This window comes from Flavobacterium sp. CFS9 (assembly GCF_041154745.1).
Taxonomy (GTDB): domain Bacteria; phylum Bacteroidota; class Bacteroidia; order Flavobacteriales; family Flavobacteriaceae; genus Flavobacterium.
The window spans coordinates 657167-683599 of the sequence record NZ_AP031573.1; the positions used below are offsets into that span (position 1 = coordinate 657167).

At 35.9% G+C, this 26433-nt stretch carries 19 protein-coding genes and 3 tRNA genes; 11 read left to right on the forward strand and 11 right to left on the reverse strand.

What is annotated here, in order from left to right; translation table 11 throughout:
* Nucleotides 1-100: 100 nt before the first annotated feature.
* Entirely contained in the window at nt 101-1897 is a 1797-nt protein-coding gene (gene typA / locus ACAM30_RS02715) for a translational GTPase TypA (protein ID WP_369617133.1), read from the reverse strand.
* Nucleotides 1898-2065: 168 nt separating this feature from the next.
* Between typA and ACAM30_RS02720 the strand changes: the two genes are divergently transcribed.
* Entirely contained in the window at nt 2066-3775 is a 1710-nt protein-coding gene (locus ACAM30_RS02720; protein WP_369617134.1) for a PAS domain-containing protein, read from the forward strand.
* 5 nt (nt 3776-3780) lie between these two features.
* Nucleotides 3781-4194, forward strand: coding sequence for a response regulator (locus ACAM30_RS02725; RefSeq protein WP_369617135.1), 414 nt, complete (start codon nt 3781-3783; stop codon nt 4192-4194).
* Between the two features lie 137 nt (nt 4195-4331).
* Here ACAM30_RS02725 and rpsT read toward each other — a convergent pair whose 3' ends face one another.
* The 5 genes from rpsT to proS form a co-directional block, all read right to left on the reverse strand.
* Entirely contained in the window at nt 4332-4583 is a 252-nt protein-coding gene (rpsT, locus tag ACAM30_RS02730) for a 30S ribosomal protein S20 (protein ID WP_017495211.1), read from the reverse strand.
* A 156-nt stretch (nt 4584-4739) separates the two neighbouring features.
* Nucleotides 4740-4811, reverse strand: a tRNA-Glu gene (locus ACAM30_RS02735).
* A gap of 44 nt (nt 4812-4855) precedes the next feature.
* A tRNA-Glu gene (locus ACAM30_RS02740) sits at nt 4856-4927 on the reverse strand.
* 38 nt (nt 4928-4965) lie between these two features.
* Nucleotides 4966-5037, reverse strand: a tRNA-Glu gene (locus ACAM30_RS02745).
* A gap of 80 nt (nt 5038-5117) precedes the next feature.
* Nucleotides 5118-6596, reverse strand: a complete 1479-nt coding sequence (gene proS, locus ACAM30_RS02750) for a proline--tRNA ligase (protein ID WP_369617136.1) — start codon at nt 6594-6596, stop codon at nt 5118-5120.
* Nucleotides 6597-6697: 101 nt separating this feature from the next.
* Between proS and ACAM30_RS02755 the strand changes: the two genes are divergently transcribed.
* The 5 genes from ACAM30_RS02755 (at nt 6698) to ACAM30_RS02775 (ending at nt 12349) form a co-directional block, all read left to right on the forward strand.
* Entirely contained in the window at nt 6698-7732 is a 1035-nt protein-coding gene (locus ACAM30_RS02755; RefSeq protein WP_369617137.1) for a hypothetical protein, read from the forward strand.
* Between the two features lie 44 nt (nt 7733-7776).
* Nucleotides 7777-9279, forward strand: a complete 1503-nt coding sequence (locus ACAM30_RS02760) for an OmpP1/FadL family transporter (RefSeq protein ID WP_369617138.1) — start codon at nt 7777-7779, stop codon at nt 9277-9279.
* 213 nt (nt 9280-9492) lie between these two features.
* Nucleotides 9493-10806 (forward strand): 30S ribosomal protein S12 methylthiotransferase RimO, encoded by a 1314-nt coding sequence (gene rimO, locus ACAM30_RS02765; protein ID WP_369617139.1) that lies wholly within the window; start codon nt 9493-9495, stop codon nt 10804-10806.
* Nucleotides 10807-10849: 43 nt separating this feature from the next.
* On the forward strand, nt 10850-11407 hold the full coding sequence (locus ACAM30_RS02770; protein WP_369617140.1) for a hypothetical protein: 558 nt from the start codon (nt 10850-10852) through the stop codon (nt 11405-11407).
* A gap of 36 nt (nt 11408-11443) precedes the next feature.
* Nucleotides 11444-12349: an N-acetylmuramoyl-L-alanine amidase gene (locus ACAM30_RS02775; protein ID WP_369617141.1), complete on the forward strand. Its 906-nt coding sequence runs from the start codon at nt 11444-11446 to the stop codon at nt 12347-12349.
* Nucleotides 12350-12634: 285 nt separating this feature from the next.
* Here the strand turns inward: ACAM30_RS02775 and ACAM30_RS02780 are convergent, their stop codons facing one another.
* The 4 genes from ACAM30_RS02780 to ACAM30_RS02795 all read right to left on the reverse strand — a co-directional run bounded on the left by ACAM30_RS02780 (nt 12635) and on the right by ACAM30_RS02795 (nt 17509).
* Nucleotides 12635-13708: an outer membrane beta-barrel protein gene (locus ACAM30_RS02780; RefSeq protein ID WP_369617142.1), complete on the reverse strand. Its 1074-nt coding sequence runs from the start codon at nt 13706-13708 to the stop codon at nt 12635-12637.
* A 723-nt stretch (nt 13709-14431) separates the two neighbouring features.
* Nucleotides 14432-15388 carry an aldo/keto reductase gene (locus ACAM30_RS02785; RefSeq protein WP_369617143.1) on the reverse strand — a complete coding sequence of 319 codons (957 nt, stop codon included), beginning with the start codon at nt 15386-15388 and terminating at the stop codon, nt 14432-14434.
* Nucleotides 15389-15459: 71 nt separating this feature from the next.
* Nucleotides 15460-16842, reverse strand: coding sequence for a sialate O-acetylesterase (locus ACAM30_RS02790; protein ID WP_369617144.1), 1383 nt, complete (start codon nt 16840-16842; stop codon nt 15460-15462).
* A gap of 250 nt (nt 16843-17092) precedes the next feature.
* Nucleotides 17093-17509, reverse strand: a complete 417-nt coding sequence (locus ACAM30_RS02795; protein ID WP_369617145.1) for a DUF1573 domain-containing protein — start codon at nt 17507-17509, stop codon at nt 17093-17095.
* A gap of 151 nt (nt 17510-17660) precedes the next feature.
* Here ACAM30_RS02795 and ACAM30_RS02800 point away from each other — a divergent pair, with 151 nt between their 5' ends.
* Genes ACAM30_RS02800 through ACAM30_RS02810 form a run of 3 tightly spaced genes read left to right on the forward strand, consistent with a single transcriptional unit; the run spans nt 17661 to nt 20422 of the window.
* A complete protein-coding gene (locus ACAM30_RS02800; protein ID WP_369617146.1) occupies nt 17661-18923 on the forward strand; it encodes a sensor histidine kinase in 1263 nt (420 codons plus the stop codon).
* On the forward strand, nt 18920-19603 hold the full coding sequence (locus ACAM30_RS02805) for a response regulator transcription factor (RefSeq protein WP_369617147.1): 684 nt from the start codon (nt 18920-18922) through the stop codon (nt 19601-19603). Before ACAM30_RS02800 ends, ACAM30_RS02805 begins: the two co-directional genes overlap by 4 nt.
* 54 nt (nt 19604-19657) lie before the next feature.
* Entirely contained in the window at nt 19658-20422 is a 765-nt protein-coding gene (locus tag ACAM30_RS02810; RefSeq protein ID WP_369617148.1) for an MBL fold metallo-hydrolase, read from the forward strand.
* A 24-nt stretch (nt 20423-20446) separates the two neighbouring features.
* On the opposite strand, the gene ACAM30_RS02815 is transcribed toward ACAM30_RS02810, so the two are convergent.
* Nucleotides 20447-22681, reverse strand: coding sequence for a radical SAM protein (locus ACAM30_RS02815; RefSeq protein WP_369617149.1), 2235 nt, complete (start codon nt 22679-22681; stop codon nt 20447-20449).
* Nucleotides 22682-22816: 135 nt separating this feature from the next.
* Here ACAM30_RS02815 and ACAM30_RS02820 point away from each other — a divergent pair, with 135 nt between their 5' ends.
* The gene (locus tag ACAM30_RS02820) at nt 22817-26419 is read left to right on the forward strand and encodes a T9SS type B sorting domain-containing protein (protein ID WP_369617150.1); all 3603 of its coding nucleotides are present in this window, start codon (nt 22817-22819) and stop codon (nt 26417-26419) included.
* The last annotated feature ends 14 nt before the right edge of the window (nt 26420-26433 follow it).

The window sequence follows — 26433 nt, forward strand, 5'->3', positions numbered from 1 at the left end:
AAAAAAATAGAATGAGGAAATCTCACCTTTAGATTACAAAAACAAAAAAAGCCAAATCCCAGTGAATGGAATTTGGCTTTTATACTTTGAACTTAGAATATTAGATTTTAAATCTTTTTCTGTCAGTTTCAGTCAAATAAATTTTTCTTAAACGAAGTGATTTTGGAGTTACCTCTACATACTCATCTTTCTGAATATACTCTAAAGCTTCTTCTAAAGAGAATTTGATAGCAGGGATAATTCTTGCTTTATCATCAGCTCCTGAAGAACGTACGTTAGAAAGTTTTTTCGTTTTAGTAACGTTAACAGTCATATCGTCGCTACGAGTGTTCTCTCCAATAACCTGACCTTCATAAATATCTTCGTTAGGATCAACGAAAAACTTACCACGATCCTGTAATTTATCGATAGAATAAGGAATTGCTTTTCCGTTCTCCATAGAAATTAATGAACCGTTGTTACGTCCAGGAATTTCTCCTTTGTATGGTTCATACCCTATGAAACGGTGTGCCATAATAGCTTCACCGGCAGTAGCGGTAAGCAATTGATTTCTTAAACCAATAATTCCACGAGAAGGAATATTAAATTTAATAATCATACGATCTCCTTTACCTTCCATACTTAGCATTTCACCTTTACGAATAGTAACGAATTCAACTGCTCTACCTGAAAGATTCTCCGGCAAATCGATTGTTAATTCCTCAATCGGCTCACATTTTGTACCATCAATTTCTTTGATGATAACCTGTGGCTGACCAATTTGTAATTCGTAACCTTCTCTTCTCATTGTTTCTATAAGAACAGATAAGTGTAATACACCACGACCAAAAACCATGAATTTATCAGCAGAATCAGTTTCTCCAACTTTCATCGCCAAGTTTTTCTCTAACTCTTTAGTCAATCTCTCTCTGATGTGTCGTGAAGTAACAAATTTACCTTCTTTACCAAAGAAAGGTGAATCGTTAATAGTGAACAACATACTCATTGTCGGCTCATCAATTGCAATAGTCTGTAAAGCTTCAGGATTCTCAAAATCAGCGATTGTATCTCCAATTTCAAAACCTTCAACTCCAACAATAGCACAGATATCACCGGCGATAACCTGCTCTACTTTTCTACGGCCTAAACCTTCGAATGTATGTAATTCTTTAATTCTTGATTTTATAATTTTTCCGTCTCTTTTTACCAAGGAAATTGGCATACCTTCTTTTAAAACACCTCTTTCAAGACGACCAATAGCGATACGACCTGTAAATGAAGAGAAATCTAAAGAAGTAATCAACATCTGTGGAGTTCCTTCAGAAACTTTAGGAGCAGGAACATTACCAATAACCATGTCTAATAAAGGCTCGATGTTCGCTGTTTGGTTTTTCCAATCATCAGACATCCAGTTGTTTTTAGCAGAACCGTAAACAGTTGGGAAATCCAATTGCTCTTCAGTAGCTCCTAATTCAAACATTAGATCAAAAACTTTTTCATGAACTTCTTCAGGAGTACAGTTTTCTTTGTCCACTTTATTAATAACTACGCAAGGCTTAAGACCTAAGTCAATCGCTTTTTGCAATACGAAACGAGTTTGTGGCATTGGACCTTCAAAAGCATCCACTAGCAAACATACACCATCGGCCATGTTCAATACACGTTCTACTTCACCTCCAAAATCCGCGTGGCCAGGAGTGTCAATAATATTGATTTTTGTTCCTTTATATTGAACTGATACGTTCTTTGAAGTAATAGTAATACCTCTCTCACGCTCTAAATCGTTATTATCAAGAATTAAATCACCTGTGTTTTCGTTGTCACGAAATAATTGACAGTGATACATAATTTTATCAACCAAAGTGGTTTTACCGTGATCGACGTGGGCAATAATTGCAATGTTTCTAATAGATTCCATCTGTGATTTTTAATGGGTGCAAAGGTACACTTTATTTTGATATAAAAAACGTTTCTGCGATAGTTTGCGTAGAGACAAGTGATTAGTCACTTAAAAACAATGTAAATTTAAGTCTAAATTGAACTTTTCTTATTGTTTAATTATAGTTAATTTAACTATATTTGAGTGATGAAAAGTAAAACTCTACAAATTACTCTGGTTTATATTATCATATCGTTATTTGTGGCAATCATCTGCCATAAATTACTTACAACTTACTTTTCAAAGAGCGATTACTACACTGTTTTTTTTTTAAAGGACATTTTTTTCATACTCACTACCGCACTGTTTTTCAAATACATACTCTCTAAAAACGAGAAAAAAAACATTGCTATTTTCAAAAAACTAAAGGAAACAAACGAAGAAATAAAGGAATCGAACGAAAAATATGACATTGTAGCAAAAGCAACAAGTGATACCATTTGGGATTGGAAAATTCAGGAAGACAGCATCAATTGGAACAAAGGAATAGAAAACGTTTTTGGGTACAATCCGGCAGAAGTTGGAAAAACATCCAAATGGTGGTTTGACAAGATTCATCCCGAAGACAGCATCAGAATGTCTATCAAATTATACTCTTTTATAGAACAAAAAACAGAAAAATGGCAAGACCAGTATCGTTTTAAATGTGCCGACGGAAGTTACAAATATGTTCTGGACAGAGGTTTTCTGCTAAAAGATGAAAACGGAAGAGCCATCAGAATGATTGGAGCCATCCAGGACATCACCAAACAAAAGGAAGAAGAACAGCGTTTAAGACTTTTAGAAACTGTAATTACACAATCTAAAGATTCCATATTAATAACAGAAGCCAATTCTCCGGATCGAAAAATACCAAAAATTGTTTACGTTAATCCCGCTTTTTCACAAATGTCAGGATACATGTCAAGTGAAATAATTGGAAAATCACCCAATATCTTCAAAGGCCCAAAATCCGATTCAGAAGAATTAAAAAAACTCTTAAGAGCTATAAAAAATGAAGAAGAATGCTTAATTGAGACTATAACCTATACCAAATCAAAAGAAGAATACTGGGTAAGATTCTCCATGATTCCTATTTTTAACACCGAAGGCATCATTTCACACTGGATTTCCATTCAGAGAGACATTACCGATGAGAAGAAACTGGAGACCGAAAAAGAACACTTAATTAGAGAATTAACTCAAAATAACAAAGACTTAAAGCAATTCTCCTACATCACCTCACACAATTTACGTGCGCCGTTATCCAATTTGATCGGACTATTAAATCTTATTGAGGACATACCTGTCGAAAACGAAGAGCTCGAAGAAATTCTGTCCGGTTTTACGAAATCAACACATTTGTTAAACGAAACCATCAACGACTTAGTAAAAGTAATCATCATCAAAGACAACCCTTCCATGCAAAAAGAGGAAGTCTCTCTACAGGAAGTTTTTGAGAATGTATTCAACCAACTATCGTTTCAAATCGAACTGCACAAACCCATTATCAAACTCAAATTCGATAAAGTTCCGTTGCTGAACACAAACAAAGCCTATATCGAAAGCATTTTACTAAACCTACTCACCAATTCCATAAAATACAAATCAGAAAACAGAAAACTAAAAATATCCATTACAGCAGACCAAATCGACCAAAAAGCAGTTCTAACTTTCAAAGACAACGGAATTGGAATTGATTTAGAAAGAAACCGCGACAAAGTCTTTGGACTATACCAACGATTCCATAACTACCCCGACAGTAAAGGACTGGGTTTGTATCTTGTAAAATCGCAAGTCGAAACCATGGGAGGAACCATCAGTATTGATAGTGAAGTCAACAAAGGCACTACATTTACAATAACATTCAAAAACTAACTCATATGCTCGAGCAAATTTTATGTATAGACGATGATCCAATCACGTTGATGTTATGCAAAAAAGTAATTTCGAAATCGTCATTCTCAAAAGAAATCATCACAGCTCAGAATGGCGAGGAAGCATTGCACCATTTCAATACACTTAAATACACCAACAACAAAAACAAAGCAAACAAGAAACCGGAACTGATTTTTTTAGATTTAAATATGCCCGTAATGGGCGGTTGGGAATTTCTGGATCATTTTACCTCTCCGGCTTACAAAGAATTCAATACCGCAAACGTAATCATCCTCTCCTCTACTATCGATCCTGAGGATCTGGCCAAAGCTAAAAAATACCCCATTATAATCGATTTCCTTTCAAAACCAATTACTCTGCCAATGCTGGAGTATCTTAAAAAGAAAATCGGAATCTAATCCCAGAATTTCAAATTCTAAATCATAAATTCCAAAGCACAATCAAATACTATCAAACTTTAAAAATCATCCGAATGAAACAAACAAAAAAAAGTCCTCATATGAGGACTTTTATATTTTTATCAAATTGTAATTAATTACAATTTAGCAACATGTTTAGTTAATTTAGACTTCAAGTTAGAAGCTTTATTATCATGGATGATGTTCTTTTTAGCTAACTTATCAATCATAGAGATTACAGTTGATAATTTAGAAGATGCATCAGCTTTATCAGTAGCTAATCTTAACGCTTTAATAGCATTACGAGTAGTTTTATGCTGGTATCTGTTAAGAACTCTTCTTTTTTCGTTGCTTCTGATTCTTTTTAATGCTGACTTATGATTTGCCATTTTCTTTTAATTTTTAGATGTAATAATTATTATAAATACTAGTTAAAAAAGAAAAACCTCCCACAATTATAAAACAATCACTTTGGTTTTAACTAATAAAACAAAAACCGAGACACCAATTTTTATTTTATAAAACTTATTTACAACTAATTTTTGTAGTCTGTAAGGGAATCGAACCCCTGTTACCAGGACGAAAGCCTGGAGTCCTAACCCCTAGACGAACAGACCATCATCGTACTAAGTTTTCTTCAATTTAAAGAAATTGAAATTTGTAGTCCGTGGGGGAATCGAACCCCCCTTACCAGGATGAAAACCTGGCGTCCTAACCGATAGACGAACGGACCATTACATCAAGTTAAATAACTTTATCGCAGAAAAAAAGTAGTCCGTGGGGGAATCGAACCCCCCTTACCAGGATGAAAACCTGGCGTCCTAACCGATAGACGAACGGACCGTGTGTTTCTCTAATGCGGATGCAAAGATACATCTATTTTTTAGTTGCACAATAGCTGATGCAATTTTTTTTATTTTTTTTTAATATGCCTTAGCAAAAAGCACTCTTTTAGAAGATGGATTCCCAGTAAACACACAGGTTCCCGCCTCTTCAACAGCATCCAAAGGAATGCAGCGAATCGTCGCTTTTGTCAGGTCTTTTATCTTCTCTTCAGTAGCCGCAGTACCATCCCAATGAGCCGACACAAAACCACCTTTTCCTTCCAGAACTTCTTTAAACTCCTCAAAGCTATTCACTTCCGTAATATGGGTATCTCGATAGTTCAATGCTCTATTAAATAAATCAATCTGAATCTGCTCCAAAAGATCATTTATATGATTCACAATTTCACCACTAGAAACAACCTCTTTAGTCAGCGTATCACGTCTCGCAACTTCAAAAGTTCCATTTTCTAAATCCTTTGGTCCAACAGCGATTCTAACCGGCACCCCTTTCAATTCCCATTCTGCAAACTTAAATCCCGGCTTCTGAGTAGTCCGGTCGTCATATTTAACCGAAATCTTCAGTTTTCTTAATTTAGCCGTCAATTCATTAACTGCAGCCGTAATTTCAGCCAATTGCTCATCTGTTTTATAAATTGGCACAATCACCACTTGTATTGGTGCTAAATTTGGAGGTAATACCAACCCCTGATCATCAGAATGCGTCATAATCAACGCTCCCATCAAACGAGTCGAAACTCCCCATGAAGTTCCCCAAACATGCTCTTGTTTTCCTTCTGCATTAGCAAACTTAACATCGAATGCTTTAGCAAAGTTCTGCCCTAAAAAGTGAGAAGTTCCTGCCTGCAATGCTTTTCCATCCTGCATCAAAGCTTCAATACAATACGTTTCATCAGCACCTGCAAAACGTTCTGTTTCGGTTTTAAATCCTTTTACAACCGGAATTGCCATGAAATTTTCCGCAAAATCAGCATACACATGCATCATTTTTTCAGATTCCTCTAACGCTTCCGCTTTTGTAGCATGAGCCGTATGCCCTTCCTGCCACAAGAACTCAGCGGTTCTTAAAAACAAACGGGTACGCATTTCCCAACGCACTACATTCGCCCACTGATTAATCAACAAAGGCAAATCTCTATAAGACTGAACCCAGCCCTTATAAGTAGACCAAATAATAGCTTCACTCGTTGGACGAACAATAAGTTCTTCCTCCAGCCTCGCATTTGGATCTACAATCAACTTTCCGGGTTTTTCCGGATCATTCTTTAATCTATAATGTGTTACAACGGCACACTCCTTCGCAAATCCTTCTGCATTTTTCTCTTCCGCTTCAAACATGCTCTTAGGCACAAATAAAGGAAAATACGCATTCTGATGTCCTGTTTCTTTAAACATTCGATCCAGTTCCGCCTGCATTTTTTCCCATATAGCATATCCGTAAGGTTTAATAACCATACATCCTCTAACTCCTGAATTTTCAGCTAGATCTGCTTTTACAACCAGCTCGTTATACCATTTTGAATAATCTTCTGATCTTGTAGTGAGGTTCTTACTCATATCGAATAGTTTGGCACAAATTTTGTTTTAATAATTTTAACTAAATAGTTTGACAAAACTAACTATTTTTGTAATGTGCAACAATAAAAAACACCACAGATATGAAAACTTCTATTTCTTTTCGCCAAAACTCAAGTCATTTTTACTTAATTGGATTATTGAGTTTTCTACTAGCATCGTGTGGTTCTTACCAAAACACTTCCTATCATGACAATGACGGAATTTACGGAGGTTCACCAAGAACGTATGCTCAGGCAAATACCACAAATAATCAATATAAAGATTACTTCAGATCATTACAAGACGACAATCAGCCAACTGAAATTTTTACAGATGTGGACAACTATGGTAATTATGCCGTAAATGACAGCACAAAAACCGTTAGCAACTACCCTGCCTGGGGAAGTGCAACCACTGATGTTTCTGTAAACGTTTATTCTAACCCTACATGGTCATTAGGATTTGGTTTTGGCTTCGGATACCCTTACTATGGTTGGGGTTACGGAGGATACTGGGACAACTATTGGGGATATCCTGGCTATTGGGGATACCCTGGCTACTGGGGTGGCGGATGGGGATACCCAGGATGGGGTTACCCTGGCTACTGGGGACCTGGTCACAGATATGGATACAACAACTACTCTTATAACTACGGAAGAAGAGGTTCTGCTGCTTATTACGGAGGAAGAAACTATTCTTCCGGAAACTACATCACAAACAGAGGCTACAGCACCAACAGAACTTACAACTCGAATAGAGACTACACCAATACTAACCGTAATTATAACAGCAACAGAACTTATAGCACAAACAGAAGCGATTTCTCTGATTCAAGAAGAAATGCGTCTGTAAACGGAAGAACATACAACAACTCCTCACCAACCTTTACAAACAGAGGAAACACAACTCAATACAATAGTGCTGATTACAGTAACAGAAGATCATCAAGCAACTACAATTACAACTCTAACAGAAGCTACAACTACAACAATAACAATTCTGCGCCAACAAGAAGCTACTCTCCTAGCCCTTCCCGTTCTATGAATAGCGGCGGTGGCGGCGGAGGAAGATCATACAGCGGCGGCGGTGGCGGTGGCGGAAGATCATACAGTGGCGGAGGAGGCGGAAGAAGATAATCGCCTCTTTCAATAATCACAAAATCATACTAAAAACTATCCAAATGAAAAAAATATTATTCCTACTTATTACAGGACTAACTGTCAGCGTCTCACACTCTCAGGAAATATCAGATGCTGTACGTTATGCACAAGACAATTTAACCGGAACCGCAAGATTCAGAGCCATGGGTGGTGCTTTTGGAGCTGTTGGAGGAGATTTCTCCGCTATTTCTGTAAACCCTGCAGGATCGGCAGTATTCTCTAATAACCAGGTTGGAGTAAGTTTTAGCAATCAAAACATCAAAAACAATTCCAACTATTTTGGAACAGGAATTAGCGAAAGCAAAAACTCTTTTATACTCAATCAGGCAGGCGCTGTTTTTGTTTTTCACGATCATAACCCAAACAACAACTGGAAAAAAATCACGATTGGAGCCACTTACGAAAACACTAATAATTTCGACAACAGAATTGTCTCAATAGGAACAAACCCAATAAATTCTATTGATAAGTATTTCTTAAAATTTGCAAACGGAATTCCTTTGAACGTAATAGACGGACTTAACTACAAAGACTTGTTTTATAACGAACAACAAGCCTATATGGGATATTGGGGACATGTAATTGACCCTGTTAGCACAAACAGCAACAACACACAATACATCAGTAATGTACCAGCAGGCGGTAACTATTACCATGAGAATGAAGTTTTCACCAGCGGATACAATAGTAAAGTAAGCTTCAATATTGCAACATCTTACAAAGACAGAATCTACCTTGGAGCCAACTTAAATGTTCACGTTACTGATTACAGAAGATCTTCCAGCTTCTATGAAGACAATGACAATCCTTTAGAAACGAGAGAAACAATTTCAAGCCTACGTTTTAACAACGAACTATATACGTATGGTAACGGCTTCTCTTTTCAACTTGGAGCTATCGCTAAAGTTACTGATGCATTCCGACTTGGTTTAGCCTATGAATCCAATACCTGGTACGAACTAAACGACGAAACTTCGCAAAGTTTATACAGCACAAGAAAAGCTCAGGGCGGACAAGACATTAACGAAACGGTAAATCCAAAAATCGTAAATGTTTATGATTCTTACACCTTACAAACACCAGGAAAAACTACTTTCAGTGCCGCTTATGTATTTGGAAAATCAGGCCTTATCAGTGTTGATTACGCCATTAAAGACTACGGAAATACCAAATACAAACCAACAAACGATGCCGGTTTCAGAGGAGTAAACAGCGACATTAGCAATCAATTGACGAATGCCGGCGAACTAAGAGTAGGTGCTGAATACAAAATAAAACAATTAAGCTTACGTGGTGGGTATCGTTTTGAACAAAGCCCTTACAAAAACGGAACTACAATTGGAGACTTAAACAGTTACTCTGGTGGTTTAGGTTATAATTTTGGAGGTACTAAAGTAGATTTAGCCTATTCTTATTTGGAAAGAAAGTCGAATCAGGGATTTTTTGCAACCGGATTTACTGATGGAGCAAACGTTACTTCAAAACTAAACAACGTTACGCTTACTTTATTATTTGAATTGTAATTAAAAAATAAATAGAATGAATAATCTCCGTCAAGCTCTTACTTGACGGATTTTTTTTAGCCCTGATGGAAGCGACATCCTTTTGTGCCCGCCGCGCGGATACAAAAGATACAGCGGACAGCAGGATAAGCTTCATAAAAATCACCTAAAAGAAACGGAAACTCGCGGTGTTTGAATAAAAAAGTGTAATTTTGCACTCCAATTTATAAAAGTATGAGAACCAAGTCTTTAAAAAAGAACAAAATTAACGTAATCACTCTTGGGTGTTCGAAAAATGTATATGACAGTGAAGTGCTGATGGGACAACTTCGTGCTAATGGCAAAGAAGTACAACATGAGGCACCTGCTAAAGAAGAAGGAAACATTATCGTGATCAACACTTGCGGTTTTATTGACAACGCCAAAGCAGAGTCGGTAAACATGATTTTGGAATATGCTGATAAAAAAGACAAAGGATTAGTAGACAAAGTTTTCGTTACCGGATGTTTGTCTGAACGCTACAGACCGGATTTAGAAAAGGAAATCCCAAATGTCGATCAATATTTTGGTACAACTGAATTACCTCAGCTTCTTAAAGCTCTTGGGGCCGACTACAAACACGAGTTACTGGGAGAGCGTTTGACTACAACTCCAAAGAATTATGCTTATTTGAAAATTGCTGAAGGCTGCGACAGACCTTGCAGTTTTTGTGCGATTCCGTTAATGAGAGGTTCACATGTTTCGCAGCCAATTGAAAAACTGGTTAAAGAAGCTCAGGGCTTAGCTAAAAATGGCGTAAAAGAATTAATTCTGATTGCTCAGGATTTGACGTATTACGGTCTTGATCTTTATAAAAAACGAAATCTTGCTGAACTTCTGGAAGCATTAGCCGCTGTTGAAGGCATTGAATGGATTCGTCTTCATTATGCTTACCCTACAGGTTTCCCAATGGATGTTTTAGAATTAATGAAACGTGAACCTAAAATCTGTAATTACATCGATATTCCACTACAACATATATCGGATTCTATTTTAAAATCGATGCGTCGTGGTACTACTCAGGCGAAAACGACACAGTTATTAAAAGATTTCCGTGCTGCCGTTCCGGGAATGGCGATCAGAACAACTTTAATTGTTGGATATCCTGGTGAAACTCAGGAAGATTTTGAAATTCTGAAAGATTTTGTTCAGGAAATGAAATTTGACAGAATGGGATGTTTTGCTTATTCTCACGAAGAAAACACACATGCTTATTTATTGGAAGATAATGTTCCGGACGATGTAAAACAGGCCCGCGCGAACGAGATCATGGAATTACAGTCGCAAATTTCATGGGACTTAAACCAGGAAAAAGTAGGACAGGTTTTCAAATGTATTATCGACCGAAAAGAGGGAGCTCATTTTGTAGGGCGAACTGAATTTGACAGTCCGGATGTTGATAACGAAGTTTTAATTGATGCTTCTAAGCATTATGTAAAAACAGGGGAATTTGTTAATATAAGAATAATAGAAGCGACAGAATTTGATTTATACGGAGAACCTGCTTAAATTTACGCTAAACAAGTATCAATTTTAGATAAAATACACTTTTATGAAACCTATACAATCTTTATTTATTTTGTTTTTCACCTTATTGTGTTTTAACTCTGTTTCTGCTCAATACGGAAATGGATACAATAACGGTTACGGTGGTTATGGAAATGGCTACGGAAGAGGTGGCGGAATGGGCATGGACAGAAGTATGATGGGAGGCCCACAACCCAATACCAGTAAACCGAAAGAAGTACCTGTAGAGGAGACTGTTGGTAAAATTGTAGAACAGATGAAACCTGAAGTAAATCTTGACGAACTGCAAGTGATCGCTATTTCAAATGTTTTAGTGGACAGCATGAGAGAACAAGGAATTTTACTAAAAAATGAGAGCAGCAGTCAGGATCAAAAGATCGAACAGATTAAAGCTTTAAGAGAAAGCACCACAAAAAAAATCACCGCTTTCTTAAATCCGGATCAGGTCCCAAAGTACACTGCCTTTATGGATAATTTTAAAGAGATCAAAAAGACCTCTAAATCTAAAAAGAAAAAAGACTCAAAAGATAAAGATACAAAAGAAGTAAAAGAAGACTCTGAAATGATGAAAGCTCAGGAATAATTGTTTCAACTTCATCTAAAAAAAATGCAACTAACCATGACAAAAAAACATTTTTGTTACCTGATTTTAGCAATTATTATTACTTCTTGCTCTACAAATCCGTACAAAAACACTGAAAAAGTTTACGACCAGCAGCTTAAAACCTTAGAAGGACAAATTACCAGTAAAGAGGCTCAGCCAATTCCGGTAGTACCACCTATAGTTATTGACACGAGTTATGCACAGCAGCTTGGTATTATAAAAGACACTTTATCAAAAACCGGATCAACTTCTTTATTAAATGGCATACAGACAGAATGGATTGGAACGGTAAACTTCAACTTAAGAAAACCTAGTTTTATTATTATTCACCATACAGCTCAGGATTCGCTTCAACAGACGATCAATACTTTTACCAAAACAAGAACTCAGGTAAGTGCTCACTACGTCATATCTGAAAACGGAAAAGTAGTTCAAATGCTGAACGATTACTTGAGAGCCTGGCATGCAGGAGCCTCTACCTGGGGGAAAAATACAGATCTAAACTCTTCTTCTATCGGAATAGAACTTGACAACAACGGTTTTAAGCCTTTTACGGAAGCTCAGATCAGCAGTTTAGTAGCGCTTTTAACCAAACTAAAGAAAGATTACAACATTCCAACTCAAAATATCTTAGGACATTCTGATATTGCTCCGGGAAGGAAACAGGACCCAAGTGCTTTATTCCCCTGGAAAACTCTGGCCGAAAAAGGATTTGGAATCTGGTCGGACGAAATTCTAGAGGAAGCTCCTTTCGATTTTAAAATTGAACAGGCGCTAAGGATTATTGGATATAACACTAAGAATCTTTCAGCTGCTATTATGGCTTTCAAATTACATTACATTCAAACTGATGTAACACCGACTTTGGATCGAAAAACAATTGATACGATTTATTCGATTTATAAAAAACAGCTTCAGTAATTTAGAACTGAAGGCTAACCGTAATGAACGCTAAGATTTACGCAAAGTTCGCAAGCTAATACACAGCTTTGCGAACTTTGCGTTTTTTTCTTTGTACTCCTTGCGGTTAAAAATTTAAGCTTTTATAGTATCGCACAAGCCAAACTTACGCATTAAGAATATTACCCTATAACTCACCACTCACATTTCACAATACGCATCTCACCTAAAAAGATAAAAAAGCTGCCAAAACATAAGTATGTTTCGACAGCTCCAAAAAAAAAAAAAAAATATCAATCTTTATCTCTAGAAAGAGTATGTTGTAGCTACCAATCCGTAGAATGATCCTCCGGTTGGAGTGGCATCTTTATCTAAAAAAATATCTTCAGAGGCAGCATCGTATCTTAACTCCGGGATAATTGTCAATTTCCCTACTTTATAATTCAAAGAAACAGTATTGGCAAAAACATTTGATCCAGTCAAAGTCCCTAAACTCGCAGCTGCCTTTTTCGCATCAAAATACTCCATTCTGTAAGCCAGACTCAAACTTGGTTTGAAAGCGTAATTTGCATATCCTACCAAAGCAAACCAATCGCCGTCGAGTGCACTGTCGATATCATTATTTGTTTTAGCATATGTAGCATTAAACCCTAAAGAAAAAGCATCCGTTATGGTTTTAGACGCTACAAAATCAATCTGTGTTTTATTCTCGTCAGAAGCCGGATTAGTACTTCCTGAAGTAAAATTCAAGTACGCACTTCCTGTATCTCCTATATACCCAACTTGTGCTATATATGTTTTTTGACTTGAACCTGCATCCATTGCTGATTTAAAGTCGGTTGGATTGGTAATACCAACCATAGCTGTAAACTTCCCTGACGTGTATTGTGCTTTCAGACCGGTATTAAAAAACGGACCATAAGAAAAAGCATAGGACATACTGTAATTCTTATTCGCAACTGCATCCAATACTTCATAGCCTATATGCGTCCCAAAACTACCGGCTACAAACTTAAATTTATCAGTAACCTGATAGGTAAAAAATAATTGTTTAATTAAAAATTTTGCATTTATGTCTTTATCTGTTGTTTCATTATAAGAAAACTCCCCTGCTCTTTTTCCAAAGCCCAAATCAACAAAGACTGAGGCTTTTTTAAAGGTATGTCCCGCCTGAACAGAAGCCATCCCTAATTCGAATGAATCCTGAGAATTGGTAAAACTTGTCAATCCATTCATTTGTTTTGAAAAATCATATTTATAATAAGCATCTGCCGATCCTCCCCAAGTGGTCGCCGGTGAAGTCGCAACTTCAGTTTCATCCTGAGCAAAAGCAAAAGAACTTGTTAACATCACGGCTAAAATGTGCAATACTTTTTTCATGTTTTAATTGGTTTTGGTTATTAATTGATTTTGGTTAGTTAATCTTTTATATAGGTAATTGAATACTATAAGTCACTTTTAAAACCTCTTATTCCCTCTAAAACCTCTTCATTTTCAGTAGCGAATTTATTAACTTTTACATGAGTAAAAGAATTCAAATCTACTTTTTTGACGTTTTCAAGCAAGAATTACGGATTACAAAAATTAACCTCTTCATAATCATTATTTGACATTATTAACTATTCATTTTTAAAAAATAAACAACACAATATTTTCAATTACCCCATAAAAAAAAAGACTAACTAATCAAAAACAAAATAAAAAAACAACATAAAAAATCAAAAATCAACACAAAAAAAATCAACACCCCATAATAAAAAACAAATAAACTTAAAATAACAAAAATAACTTCATTTAACCATTCCTAACTAATAAATACAAAAACACAATCTTGAAAAGAAAAAATTCTTACAAAAAACACACCCTTATAAACCAAAAATTTAATGCTTAGCATTCATTGCTAAAAGCACAAAAGTCCATTCTATCCTGAATAAACTTTACTAAAAAACTGAACCATAAACGTTCCATAAAAAATACGTTTCGCTCCGTTGGAGCAGTTTCTAAAAAAGGTGTGCTCCTTCTGATTTTTTTAAAAATTTATACCCAAAAAAAAGCTGACTCAAAAAATGAGTCAGCTTTTTTTTAAAGTATATAAAAATCGATCTACACTAAAATTTTCTCAATGGCATTTAGTTCGTCTTCTGTGAAATCAATATTCTGTAAACATTCGATATTATTGTTCAATTGCTTTACAGAACTTGCTCCGATCAAAACTGAAGTAATTCGTTTGTCTTTTTGGAGCCACGACAAAGCCATTTGAGCCAAAGATTGGTTTCTGTTTGTGGCAATTTCGTTCAACTGAACTAATTTCTGTATGCGTTCCTGTGTAACCTCATCTTCTCTCAAATGTCCGTTTGGATTATGCGCTCTTGAGTTTTCCGGAATTCCGTTTAGATATTTATCCGTTAGAAGTCCTTGTGCCAAGGGAGAAAAGGCAATACACCCCACTCCTTTTTCTTCGAGAACATCTAATAAACCATTTTCTACCCAACGCTCAAGCATAGAATATTTTGCCTGATGGATCAAACATGGCGTCCCCAATTGCTTCAAAACATCCACAGCTACTCTGGTTTGTTCTGCCGAATAATTACTTATTCCCACGTACAAAGCTTTTCCGCTTCTTACAGCATAATCTAAAGCCATCATTGTTTCCTCAATTGGAGTTTCAGGATCTGGACGATGCGAATAAAAAATATCGACATAATCTACTTTCATTCTTTTTAAACTCTGATCCAGACTTGACAGTAAATATTTTCGAGACCCCCAATCTCCATAAGGTCCATCCCACATGGTGTAACCAGCTTTGGTCGAGATAATAATTTCGTCTCTTAAATTTCCCTGAAAGTTATGCCAAAGAATCTTTCCAAAATTAGTTTCTGCAGATCCCGGAACCGGCCCATAATTATTAGCCAGATCATAATGTGTAATTCCTTTATCGAAAGCTTCAACAGCAATACATTCTGCAGTATCAAAATTATCTACCGATCCGAAATTATGCCACAATCCTAAAGAAATCTGAGGCAGTAATAATCCGCTTTTTCCACATCTGTTATATTTCATTGTTGTAATTTAAAGATTCTATTTTTATAATTTTAAAGGTAAAGAAAAAACAAATTTCTTTTTCATCATTTTCATTCAGTACTAAAACAAGAAGCAGGCAAATTCGCTTCATTAAACAGATCGGATTGGATGGTATTACCCCAGGCAAAACGAACCTTGACCGGATTTTTAACTTTTTTACTGCTTACTACAACCTGATTGTTTTTAATAGAAGCTTCAGCTGTGTAGAAAATATCATCTGCTCCTGCAACTTCAAACTGCTTTGACACTTTATCTTTAAAATACAAACCATCAGCATAGTCAAAAGAAAGAGTTACTAGCTCTTTATCAACTTTAAAACTCCTAAAAAGCGGTCCATTGACCAAACCGACAGCAATCTTATAAGTATTCGTCAAAGCCAGATTGGCTAAACGGACTCCTACTGTCTTCTTATCTTTTGGGTGAATTTCTTTTACATCTGAAATATCACTGGTTACAATCATTCCGGCATTTGAGACCTCTTTCAGTAATTTCCTTTGTGAATCTCTTACGATGACATTATGAAAATTATTACTTCCGGTTTTAAATGGGGCAATTTGTGCGTAATAAAATGGAAATTCATCGTTCCAGATTTTTCGCCATGAGGCAATCAGAGCCGATAATGTTTTGTCGTATACCAAAGAACCCACATTCGATTCTCCCTGATACCAAATGGTACCAGCAATCTTATATCCGACAAACGGATAGATCATCGCATTGTAAGCACGCCCCGGCTGTCGGGGTCCATACTCCTGCTCATTTAATTTCCTAGCATTTTCCAACAAAACGGGATCGTTCTGAACGACTTCTTCGGGCATCCAGACTTCTGCCGGAGTACCTCCCCAGTTGGAAGATATTAACCCGATTGGAACATTTTTTAATTCTTCTCTTAAGCGCTTGGCAAAAAAATAACCGACAGCACTAAAATATTTCATGGTTTCGGGAGTCGATTCTGTCCAGTTGCCAAGCAAATTGTTCTGTTGGGTTGCAGCGGTTAATTTGGGAACGTTAAAAAATCGAATATTCGGATTTGAGGCATTTTTAGTTTCTTCCTCGCCATTGTCAATTCCCCAGCTTGACGACATTTCCATATTCGATTGCCCTGAACAGACCCAGACTTCACCAATCAAAATATTTTTAAGGATAATTTCATTATATCCTTTGATAGAAATTACATACGGGCCTCCCGCTTCGGGTGTTTTTATTTTCAATTCCCACTGCGCCAGATTGTTTGCTTTAACTTTATATTCGGTATTGCTCCAGCCAACCATTAATCTGATTTCTTCCTGTGGATTGGCCCATCCCCAAATCTTAACTTCGGCATTGCGCTGTAAAACCATATTATCACCAAAAATATTGGGTAGAGAGACATTTGCCATCATAAAACCGGGAATAATCGACAGAAAGAGAACAAACTTAAACATATTATTTTTCATCGTATCGCTTTTTTAAGAGAACCTGCTTAATCTGACTATTGCCAACTTAATTCTTAAACACTTAGCGTATTTTAACAATTTCGGTTTCCTTAGTCCTGTCATATTCTATAAAGAAGTTCTTTACGTTTTCTATAAAACATTGTTCTTAAAGATAGTAATTAAAAAAAGATAGAATAAACATCATAAAAAAAACTCCGGATACATTACATATCCGGAGCTTCTCGCTTTATAACTAATATATTTAAAACTCTTAAATCACTGTGCCTTTTAGTGTAAGGACTTTTGGAGTACTTTCGGCACTTGTAGTTACCGTAACTGTTTTTGTAAAGCCGCCTTTATTTGCTGCATTATAAGTAGCGGTAACTTTTGCTGATTTACCAGGCAAAACTGGTTCTTTAGTATAATCTGTTGCTGTACAACCGCAAGATCCTACTACGTTTGTAATAACCACAGCAGTTTTTCCGGTATTTTTAAATTCGTAAACAATTGCTTTTGGAGTTCCCTGAGGAATTTCACCCACATCTATAGTTTCAGCTTTCCATACTACAGTTGAAGCCGCTGCTGCTGCAACTTTTGTTTCAGAATTTAATGACTTTAACGGTGCGATTGCCGAAAAAGACATTAAACCTAGTGCCAAAGCTAACATCGAAATTTTAATCATTTTCATAGCTAAATATTTTATTGGTTAATGATATTTCAAAAGTACTTCTGAACGGATCAAATCGCTGTTAACCGCTTTCAAATCTTTGTTAACGACTTGTTAATTGGCGTTTTTCACTATAAATTTGATTAATATTACACTTTAAAAAACTGTTTTCTTGAAACTCAACAAACTCAATAGCATCATTTTATTAGGCTTAGTGGCTATTATCAGTATACTGGTAACACAGCTGCTTTGGACTAAAGAAGCTTTTACCATAGAACAAAAAAAACTCAGCCAAAAAGCACATCTCGCTTTGCTTGAAGTCGCCAAAAAACTATACGAAGGAACCAATCACGAACTTCCGGCACAAAATCCTGTTCAAAAGATTGCCAACGATTATTATATCGTAAATATTGACAATGATTTTGAAGCTGATATTTTGGAATTTTACCTTAAAAGTGAATTCAAAAAAATGAACATCACAACTGATTTTGAGTATGCGATGTACAATTGTCAGAGTGACGAAATGGTGTATGGTAATTATATTTCGCTAACTGAAAAAAAGACAATCAAACAACCGGTTTATTTTCCAAAGCACAAGAACCTGGTTTATTATTTTGCCATACGTTTTCCAAATGAGACGACCTATTTGTTTAGTTCGATGCGATTTTGGTTCATACTTTCGATTGCTCTGATTCTTATCTTGCTAATTTATGTGTACTCGATTTTTACCCTTTTACAGCAAAAAAAATACTCCGAACTGCAGCGTGATTTCATCAACAATATGACCCATGAGTTTAAAACACCTTTGTCTTCTATTCTGATTGCATCTAAATATCTGATCGAGCAAACACCTATTAAAGAAGACAAAAAACTGCATACGTACACTGACATCATTATCAATCAAAGCAACAAACTGAATGGTCATATTGAAAAGATTCTAAATGTTGCCAAATCAGATTATGCACCACTGGAATTAAAGAAGGAAACGGTTTTAGTGGTTCCGATTATTGAAGAAGTAATCCAAAACATACTTTTAAAATATCCGGAAGCCAATATCAAAATTGAAACTCTTTCCAAAGAGTACAAAATAGAAACTGACGTTTTTCATTTCTCAAATTTGGTTTATAATTTACTTGATAATGCTGTTAAATATTGTTCCGGAAAATGCCTTATTCTAATTGGAATAACGGCCGAGAATTCGGTTTTAAAACTAGCTTTCAGAGACAACGGAATTGGGATTTCTTCTAAAAATCTTTCCTTTATTTTTGATAAATTCTACCGTGCTCAAAACGAAAAAAGCAATGAGGTAACCGGTTTTGGACTAGGTTTGTATTATGTAAAAGAAATTTGCAACTTGCACAACTGGAAAATAAAAGCCGAAAACAATTCCGAAAAAGGCATCACTATAACTTTATCAATTCCATATAAAAAATGAAACAATTCAAAATACTTTATACTGAAGACGATGAAACCCTTGCATTCCTGACGAAAGACAATCTGGAACAGAACAACTATGACGTGAATCATTGCCGTGACGGACAAATGGGACTCGAAAGCTTTAAAAAAGAGAATTTTGACATTTGTATTCTTGATATCATGATGCCTAAAATGGATGGTTTTGAACTGGCTGCTCAAATCAGAAAATGCAACAGCGACATTCCGATTATCTTTCTTTCGGCCAAAACATTAAAGGAAGACCGCATTAAAGGGTTGCGTTTGGGTGCCGACGATTATCTCGTAAAACCTTTTAGCATTGAGGAATTGCTTTTAAAAATTGAAATTTTCCTAAAGCGTTCACAGAAAAACATTCTAATTGAAAAGCCGGTTTATGAAATTGGCAAGTATCAATTTGACACGAACAACTTTGTTCTTTTCAACGAAAATGAAAAAATCAGCCTCACGCAACGCGAAGCCGAATTATTAAAATTATTCCTTGACAATAAAAACTCCGTTTTAAAAAGAGAACAAATCCTAACCTCTCTCTGGGGAACCGATGATTATTTTATGGGGCGCAGTCTGGACGTTTTTATTTCGCGGCTTCGTAAGATTTTAAGCAATGAAAAAGGCATTTCTATTGAGAACCTTCACGGAATTGGTTTTCGATTTACAATGTAATTTATAACCTTAAATTCCTCCTTTTTTTGTATTTTAGTACTTATTTCCTCCGATATGAAATTACATCATTTACGCAACGCCACTTTAGTTATAGAAACTGAAACCGATGTTATATTGGTTGATCCGATGTTGGGGAAAAAGAAAACGATTGCACCTTTTACTATTTTCCGTTACAAACCCAAAAGAAACCCACTTATTGCTTTACCCAAAAACAGCAGGGATATTTTGAGTAAAGTAACCGTCTGCCTTATTACTCACTTACATCCTGACCATATTGACAAAGCAGGTGAGATTTTTTTAAGACGCAAAAGTATTCCGGTCATTTGCAGCAGCAAGGATCAAAGTGCTTTATCAAAAAGAGGTTTAAGCATCGTACAAACATTAAACTATTGGGAACCTCAGGAGTTTTTGGGAGGCAAAATAACCGGAATTCCCGCCATTCACGGCTACGGCTTTATTGCCAAACTTATGGGAAACGTTATGGGGTTTCATATCGAATTGCCTAACCAAAAATCGATTTATATCAGCTCTGATACTATTTTCACAGAACACGTACAAAAAGTCCTGATTGAATTTAAACCCGACATTTCGGTTGTTGCCTGCGGAACTGCAAGGTTAGATTTCGGTCAGCCCTTATTGATGCGAATGAACGATATTCTGAAATTTGCCGCACTTGCTCCCGGAAAGGTATTCGCCAATCATCTGGAAGCTCTGAACCACTGTCCGACAAAAAGATCAGCATTAAAACAAGCGCTTTTGGATAATAATCTTTTGGATAAAGTTTCGATTCCAAATGACGGTACCTGTGTCGAATACTAGTTCTTCATTTAATACAAAGAAAAACTACAAAACCAATAATCCGAACTCACGCAAAGTATTAACAGGTTTGGAATACCAAAACAATTCAAAATCGTCTAAATTGGTTTCAAAATCATTTTTCACTTCCTGAAAAGTGTAATTTTTAGTATTTGAAATGGCCATTTTACTTAAAATTCCAACCAGCCATTCTCCTTCCTCTTTATTCGTCTGAATGTTGAAACTTTCTTTTTTATCATGAAAAGTAAAGCTCATCATTTCCCAGCTTCTTCCTTTTTTAGATTTTGTGAAATGCTCGACAAATGGTTTCCCGCCCAACCAGACTACTTTTGCATTGGGTTTTGTATTGAAATCATTTCCTTCTTCAAGGGCATTGAAAATAAAATCGGGGTCTATTTTGGTCTTCGGAATTTTAAAATCAAACCAATCCTGCAATTCGTAATCAAAACAGATTCCGTGCATGAAATTAAAAAGTGATTTTTTTAATCCGAAACTAAATTTATCGTGATTGATTCCTGTAGAATCGGTATAATCAATATCATTATTCGCAAAAGTTCCGATAGCTTCTGTTGTTTTTGTGACACCAAATTTTTCCGGATACAATCCAACCGGACTGTGAGCTGTCATCGCAAACTGGTGCCAAAATCCCGACTGCAGAATCCCTGCCTCGAATAACTGACGTACCATTTCGAGACTATCCACCGTTTCCTGAATGGTCTGAGTTGGATAGCCATACATTAAATAAGCATGCACCATGATTCCGGCCTCAGTAAAATTTCGGGTTACTCTTGCCACCTGTTCTACCGTTACACCTTTGTCAATTAATTTTAACAATCGGTCTGAGGCGACTTCCAAACCTCCCGAAACTGCAATACAGCCCGAAGCTTTAAGTAATAGACACAAATCTTTAGAAAAACTTTTTTCAAATCGAATATTGGTCCACCACGTTACGGCTAATTTTCGACGTAAAATCTCTAAAGCCAAAGCACGCATCAATGCCGGCGGAGCTGCTTCATCTACAAAATGGAATCCATTCTGACCGGTTTGCAGCATCATCTCTTCCATTCGATCGCACAATAAATTAGCCGCTACCGGTTCGTAAACTTTTATATAATCTAATGAGATGTCACAAAAAGTACATTTTCCCCAATAACAGCCATGTGCCATGGTGAGTTTGTTCCAACGTCCATCACTCCACATTCGGTGCATGGGATTCACAATCTCAATTACGGAGATGTATTTATCCAAAGGCAGATCCGAATAATCGGGAGTTCCAACTTGGGATTGCTTATAATCGTGTTTTAAGGAATTGTTTTTATAGATTACTTCTCCGTTTTCCAGCAGAAAAGTTCTTTTGTATCTCTTCTCTTCCCTCGACTCCGCTCGGGAGGACAAGCTTTCAACAAGTTCTTCAATTGGAACTTCTCCGTCATCGAGAGTGATAAAATCAAAAAACTCAAAAACACGTTGATCCGAAAGTGAACGCAATTCTGTATTGGGGAAACCTCCACCCATCGAAATTTTAATTTCCGGATAATGTTGTTTTACCCACTGTGCACATCGGAAAGCACTGTACAAATTCCCCGGAAAAGGAACGGATATCAGAAAAAATGTAGGCTGAACAGTTTCTATTCTTTCTTTTAAAATCGAAATTAAAATAGAATCAATGTAGGTTGGTTCCTGCTGTAAAGCTTCGTACAATTCATCAAACGAATTGGCACTTCGCCCTAAACGTTCGGCATATCGGCTGAAACCAAAATTCTCATCGATACATTCCACAATAAAATCTGAAATATCCTCGAGATATAGGGTAGCAAGATGCTTGGCTTTGTCCTGCGTTCCCATGGTTCCGAAAGCCCAGTCCAGTTCTTCCAACTGCGCAAAACGAGAAGCTTCTGGCAGAAAATCTTCCTGACAGATCTGTAATGCCAGGGTTGGATTTTTCCCTTGCAAAAACTGAATTACCGGATCAATTGTTTTGATGTATTCGTCCTGCAACGCAAAAATACGTTTAGAATTATCTGAAATGTCTTCCCTCGACTCCGCCCGGGAGGACAAATCTTTAAAAAGATTTTCAGAATAAAGAAACAAATCAATCAATCCTTTCTTCGAAAACAATTCCAAAATCACATCAATACCCAAATCAGCCTGGACCGATTCGATATTTATGGTATTCAGAAAACCTTTTATATACGCTGTTGCCGGATACGGGGTATTCAGTTGCGTAAAAGGTGGCGTAATTACAAAAAGTTTTGTTTTCAAGAGGAATTTATTTTTTTGCAAAAATACGGGATATTTAGAGACTTTTGAGGAAAAGATTTTATTAGTCCGCGTTTTGATTTTTTACTACTGTTTTATCAATATTTAATTACATTTGCCACTATTCAATTTATTCAGATGAAGCAACGTTTACTTTTATTTTTTTTCTTATTTACTTTTCAATTATTCTCACAAAATACAAGTCCGTCAATTGGGTTTAAAGAAAATAAAGGCCAGATTATTGATCAAAAAGGAAAACCAAATACTGCTGTAAAATACTTACTGAACACTAACGGATTAAATGTTCAGCTAAAGAAAAATGGCTTTTCATACGACGTATACGAAGTTAAGAAAACTCCGCGTCGACAAACTCCAAAAACAGCCAAAACACTTCCGCATCTAATTCCCGAAAAGGATAATGAAGAAAATCCGGAGTTTGACTTAGAATACACCTTTCACAGAATTGATATTGACTTTGTAAATTCAAACTCAAAAGTTGAATTGGTTACTGAAAAAAAATCAACCGATTTTGATAATTACTATAATATTCCCAATAAACCGGAAGGAATTACTGGCGTTTATCAATACAAACAAATTACTTATAAAAATATCTATCCAAATATTGATGTTGTTTTTACGATTCCGAATGATCCCAAAAAAGTCGTCGAATACAATTTTGTAATTCATCCAAAAGGTAAAATCTCCGACATTCAGTTAAAATTTAATGGCGCCGAAACTGATTTAGTCGATAATAAAATCCAGATGAATGTTCGTTTTGGAAAAATGGAAGAAACACTTCCTGCTAGTTGGATTGAAGATGGAAATAGTAAGAAAGAGATTGCGGTTGGCTACAGAAAAATAAAGAAGAATGTTTACGGGTTTGATTCAACTGATCCTGTTAATGGAAAAACGATTGTAATTGATCCCGTGCCAACGAGACTTTGGGGGACTTTTTATGGGGATCACACTGGTTCAGCCCAAGTACTTAGCCCTTCAAGCATCAGCACTGACTCCTTTGGAAATGCATATGTATCTGGAAGCACAAATGCTTTAAATTCATCATATGCTTCAGCAGGCGCCCATCAAACAATACCATCATCAGTATATTTAAACGGTATAATTGAAAAATTTGATCCTAATGGAAATCGTTTATGGGGAACTTATTATGGTGGACAAAATTATTGTGGTATAACTGATATAAAAATAGATTTCCAGGACAATGTAATTGTAACGGGAACAACTCAAGATCAAACTAACATAAGTACTGCAGGATCCTATAAATCTAATTTAGGAGGTTATCAAGATGCTTTTTTAGTAAAATTTAATAGTTCAGGTGTTAGGTTATGGGGAACCTATTTTGGTGGCGAGTATCAGGATTCTGGATTTGCGATAGATGTTGATCACAACAATAACATTTATATGATTGGTCTTACGACCAGCACAACTGGTATTGCTATAAATAGCAAATTTCAAACACATATAAATGTAGACCCCGCTTTCTCTAATACAATTGATGGTTTTCTAACCAAATTTGAATCTTCAGGAAATTTAATTTGGAGTTCTTATGTGGGAGGTGAAAATCGTGATATATTTAATGATATAGTAGTAAAAAACAATTACTTGATTATCGGAGGATATACATATAGTTTTAACAATATTTCAACAGCAGGGGTGTTTCAAGAATTACACAATCCAATTACCCATCCGGATGGAGTTTTGTACAAATTTTCTCTTACCGGGGAAAGAATATGGTCAACATATTACGGTGGAGAACAAATTGACGAAATACATGCAGTGGAAGTTGATGATGAAGATAACATTTATATCGGAGGAGAAACTGCCAGCAATAATAACATCACAACTTCTGGCAGTTTTGAAAGCAGTAATACTTTTTCATATAAAGGTTTCTTTGCAAAATTAAATACTAATGGACAAAGAATTTGGGGCAGTTATTTAGGTGAAAATCATATTTATTCAATAGTTTTCAGAAACAACTCAATATATTTTGGTGCCACAAACTTTGGGTTTGCTAATTCAAAATTAACAAATGCTTGCTCATATCGATCTAATAAACATTTTGAACGATACATTGCTAAATTTTCGAAAGAAGCCGATTTTATATGGGGAACAGATATTGGAGGAGATGCACATCATAGTCCAACAAAAATAGTATTAGACAAAAACAATAACATATTTGTCAGCGGAATCTCAAGTGAAAATAACGGTATTGCAGATGCAAGTTCTTATCAATCTAACATTATCGGATTCCATAATTATTTTCTAATGAAATTTGAAGAATCAACCACAAATAGTATTCCAAATATAACAAGCAATTCTCCTGTTTGTATTGATAAAACATTAGAATTAAAAGCATCAGGAGGAACCAGTTATCTATGGACTGGCCCAAATGGATTTACATCAACAGATCAAAATCCAACAATTACAAATACAACAACAGCTAATGGCGGAGAATACATTTGTGTAATTTCAGGAACTGATGTATGTAATGGAACAAAAAAAACTAATGTTATCATTCAAAGTACTCAGCCCCCAACAGGGGATGCAAATCAACAATTTTGTACAGGTCAGAATCCAACGATTGCTAACATCCAAGTAAATGGAAATAATGTAAAATGGTACGATTCGTTACATAATGGTTCATCATTAGTAGAAACTACAAATCTTGTTAATGGTAAAACTTATTATGCCTCTCAAACCGTAAATAATTGTGAAGGACCGCGATTAGGAATTACGGTTTCCCTCGTAGATACCCCAACAGCTCCAACAGCTATTGATCAACAATCATTTTGTAAAAAGGAGAATAAAACGCTTAATGATCTTCAAATAACCGGGCAAAATATAAAATGGTATGATACCGGTTTCTCTCCTACTGCCTTACCCAATTCAACTTTATTGGAAAACAACAAAACCTACTACGCCTCACAAACTATTGGCTGTGAGAGTGACAGAACTCCAATTTTAGTAAAAATTCATAATACTCCATTGCCAGCCGGAAATAACAATCAACAATTCTGTATCGATGATATTTCAACAATTGAAGATATAGCTATAACAGGAACAACTTTGAAGTGGTATGATTCTCCTATAAATGGAAATATTTTACAGGAAACGACATTATTAGAAAACCAAACTTATTACGTAACACAAACACTAGACAACTGTGAAAGCGAAAGACTTGCTATCACTGTAAAAATACAGGACACCCAAAAACCAATAGCCGATTCACGACAAACCTTCTGTTTCCAGCAGAATGCCTCCATAAAAAACATCAACATTATTGGGCAAAATATAAAATGGTTTGAAAGTAATTCTTCTACGGCAACACTATTGGAATCAACTCCGCTTAAAAACGGCAGTACCTATTATGCCTCTCAAACCATTGCAAACTGTGAAAGCGACAGAATTTCAATTGCTATAAATATTCTTGAGGCTACAAATCAAAATTGTATCCACTTGATCGAAGAACTTCCTTTTCCTAAATTTTTCACTCCGAATAATGATGGCTATAATGATACCTGGACAATAGATTTTGGGTATCTCGCTCCTAACACAGTGATTCAAATATTTGACCGTTACGGTAAATTCATCAAAGAAATAACCAAGGATGCATTTTGGGATGGAACGTACCTCGGGAAAAATGAACCTACTTCAGATTACTGGTTTACCGCTACACGTTCCAACGGTAAGGAATATAGAGGTCATTTTACTTTGAAACGATAAAAAATGCAAAGTCC

Excerpts from the sequence above, each read along its gene's own strand:
- ACAM30_RS02785 (WP_369617143.1), bottom strand. The coding sequence starts at position 15,388 with ATGAAATATAACAGATGTGGAAAAAGCGGATTATTACTGCCTCAGATT.
- ACAM30_RS02795 (WP_369617145.1), bottom strand. The coding sequence starts at position 17,509 with ATGAAAATGATTAAAATTTCGATGTTAGCTTTGGCACTAGGTTTAATG.
- proS (WP_369617136.1), bottom strand. The coding sequence starts at position 6,596 with ATGAGTAAGAACCTCACTACAAGATCAGAAGATTATTCAAAATGGTAT.
- ACAM30_RS02820 (WP_369617150.1), top strand. The coding sequence starts at position 22,817 with ATGAAGCAACGTTTACTTTTATTTTTTTTCTTATTTACTTTTCAATTA.
- rimO (WP_369617139.1), top strand. The coding sequence starts at position 9,493 with ATGAGAACCAAGTCTTTAAAAAAGAACAAAATTAACGTAATCACTCTT.
- ACAM30_RS02810 (WP_369617148.1), top strand. The coding sequence starts at position 19,658 with ATGAAATTACATCATTTACGCAACGCCACTTTAGTTATAGAAACTGAA.
- ACAM30_RS02775 (WP_369617141.1), top strand. The coding sequence starts at position 11,444 with ATGACAAAAAAACATTTTTGTTACCTGATTTTAGCAATTATTATTACT.
- ACAM30_RS02790 (WP_369617144.1), bottom strand. The coding sequence starts at position 16,842 with ATGAAAAATAATATGTTTAAGTTTGTTCTCTTTCTGTCGATTATTCCC.
- typA (WP_369617133.1), bottom strand. The coding sequence starts at position 1,897 with ATGGAATCTATTAGAAACATTGCAATTATTGCCCACGTCGATCACGGT.
- ACAM30_RS02725 (WP_369617135.1), top strand. The coding sequence starts at position 3,781 with ATGCTCGAGCAAATTTTATGTATAGACGATGATCCAATCACGTTGATG.
- ACAM30_RS02805 (WP_369617147.1), top strand. The coding sequence starts at position 18,920 with ATGAAACAATTCAAAATACTTTATACTGAAGACGATGAAACCCTTGCA.
- rpsT (WP_017495211.1), bottom strand. The coding sequence starts at position 4,583 with ATGGCAAATCATAAGTCAGCATTAAAAAGAATCAGAAGCAACGAAAAA.
- ACAM30_RS02780 (WP_369617142.1), bottom strand. The coding sequence starts at position 13,708 with ATGAAAAAAGTATTGCACATTTTAGCCGTGATGTTAACAAGTTCTTTT.
- ACAM30_RS02720 (WP_369617134.1), top strand. The coding sequence starts at position 2,066 with ATGAAAAGTAAAACTCTACAAATTACTCTGGTTTATATTATCATATCG.
- ACAM30_RS02760 (WP_369617138.1), top strand. The coding sequence starts at position 7,777 with ATGAAAAAAATATTATTCCTACTTATTACAGGACTAACTGTCAGCGTC.
- ACAM30_RS02770 (WP_369617140.1), top strand. The coding sequence starts at position 10,850 with ATGAAACCTATACAATCTTTATTTATTTTGTTTTTCACCTTATTGTGT.
- ACAM30_RS02755 (WP_369617137.1), top strand. The coding sequence starts at position 6,698 with ATGAAAACTTCTATTTCTTTTCGCCAAAACTCAAGTCATTTTTACTTA.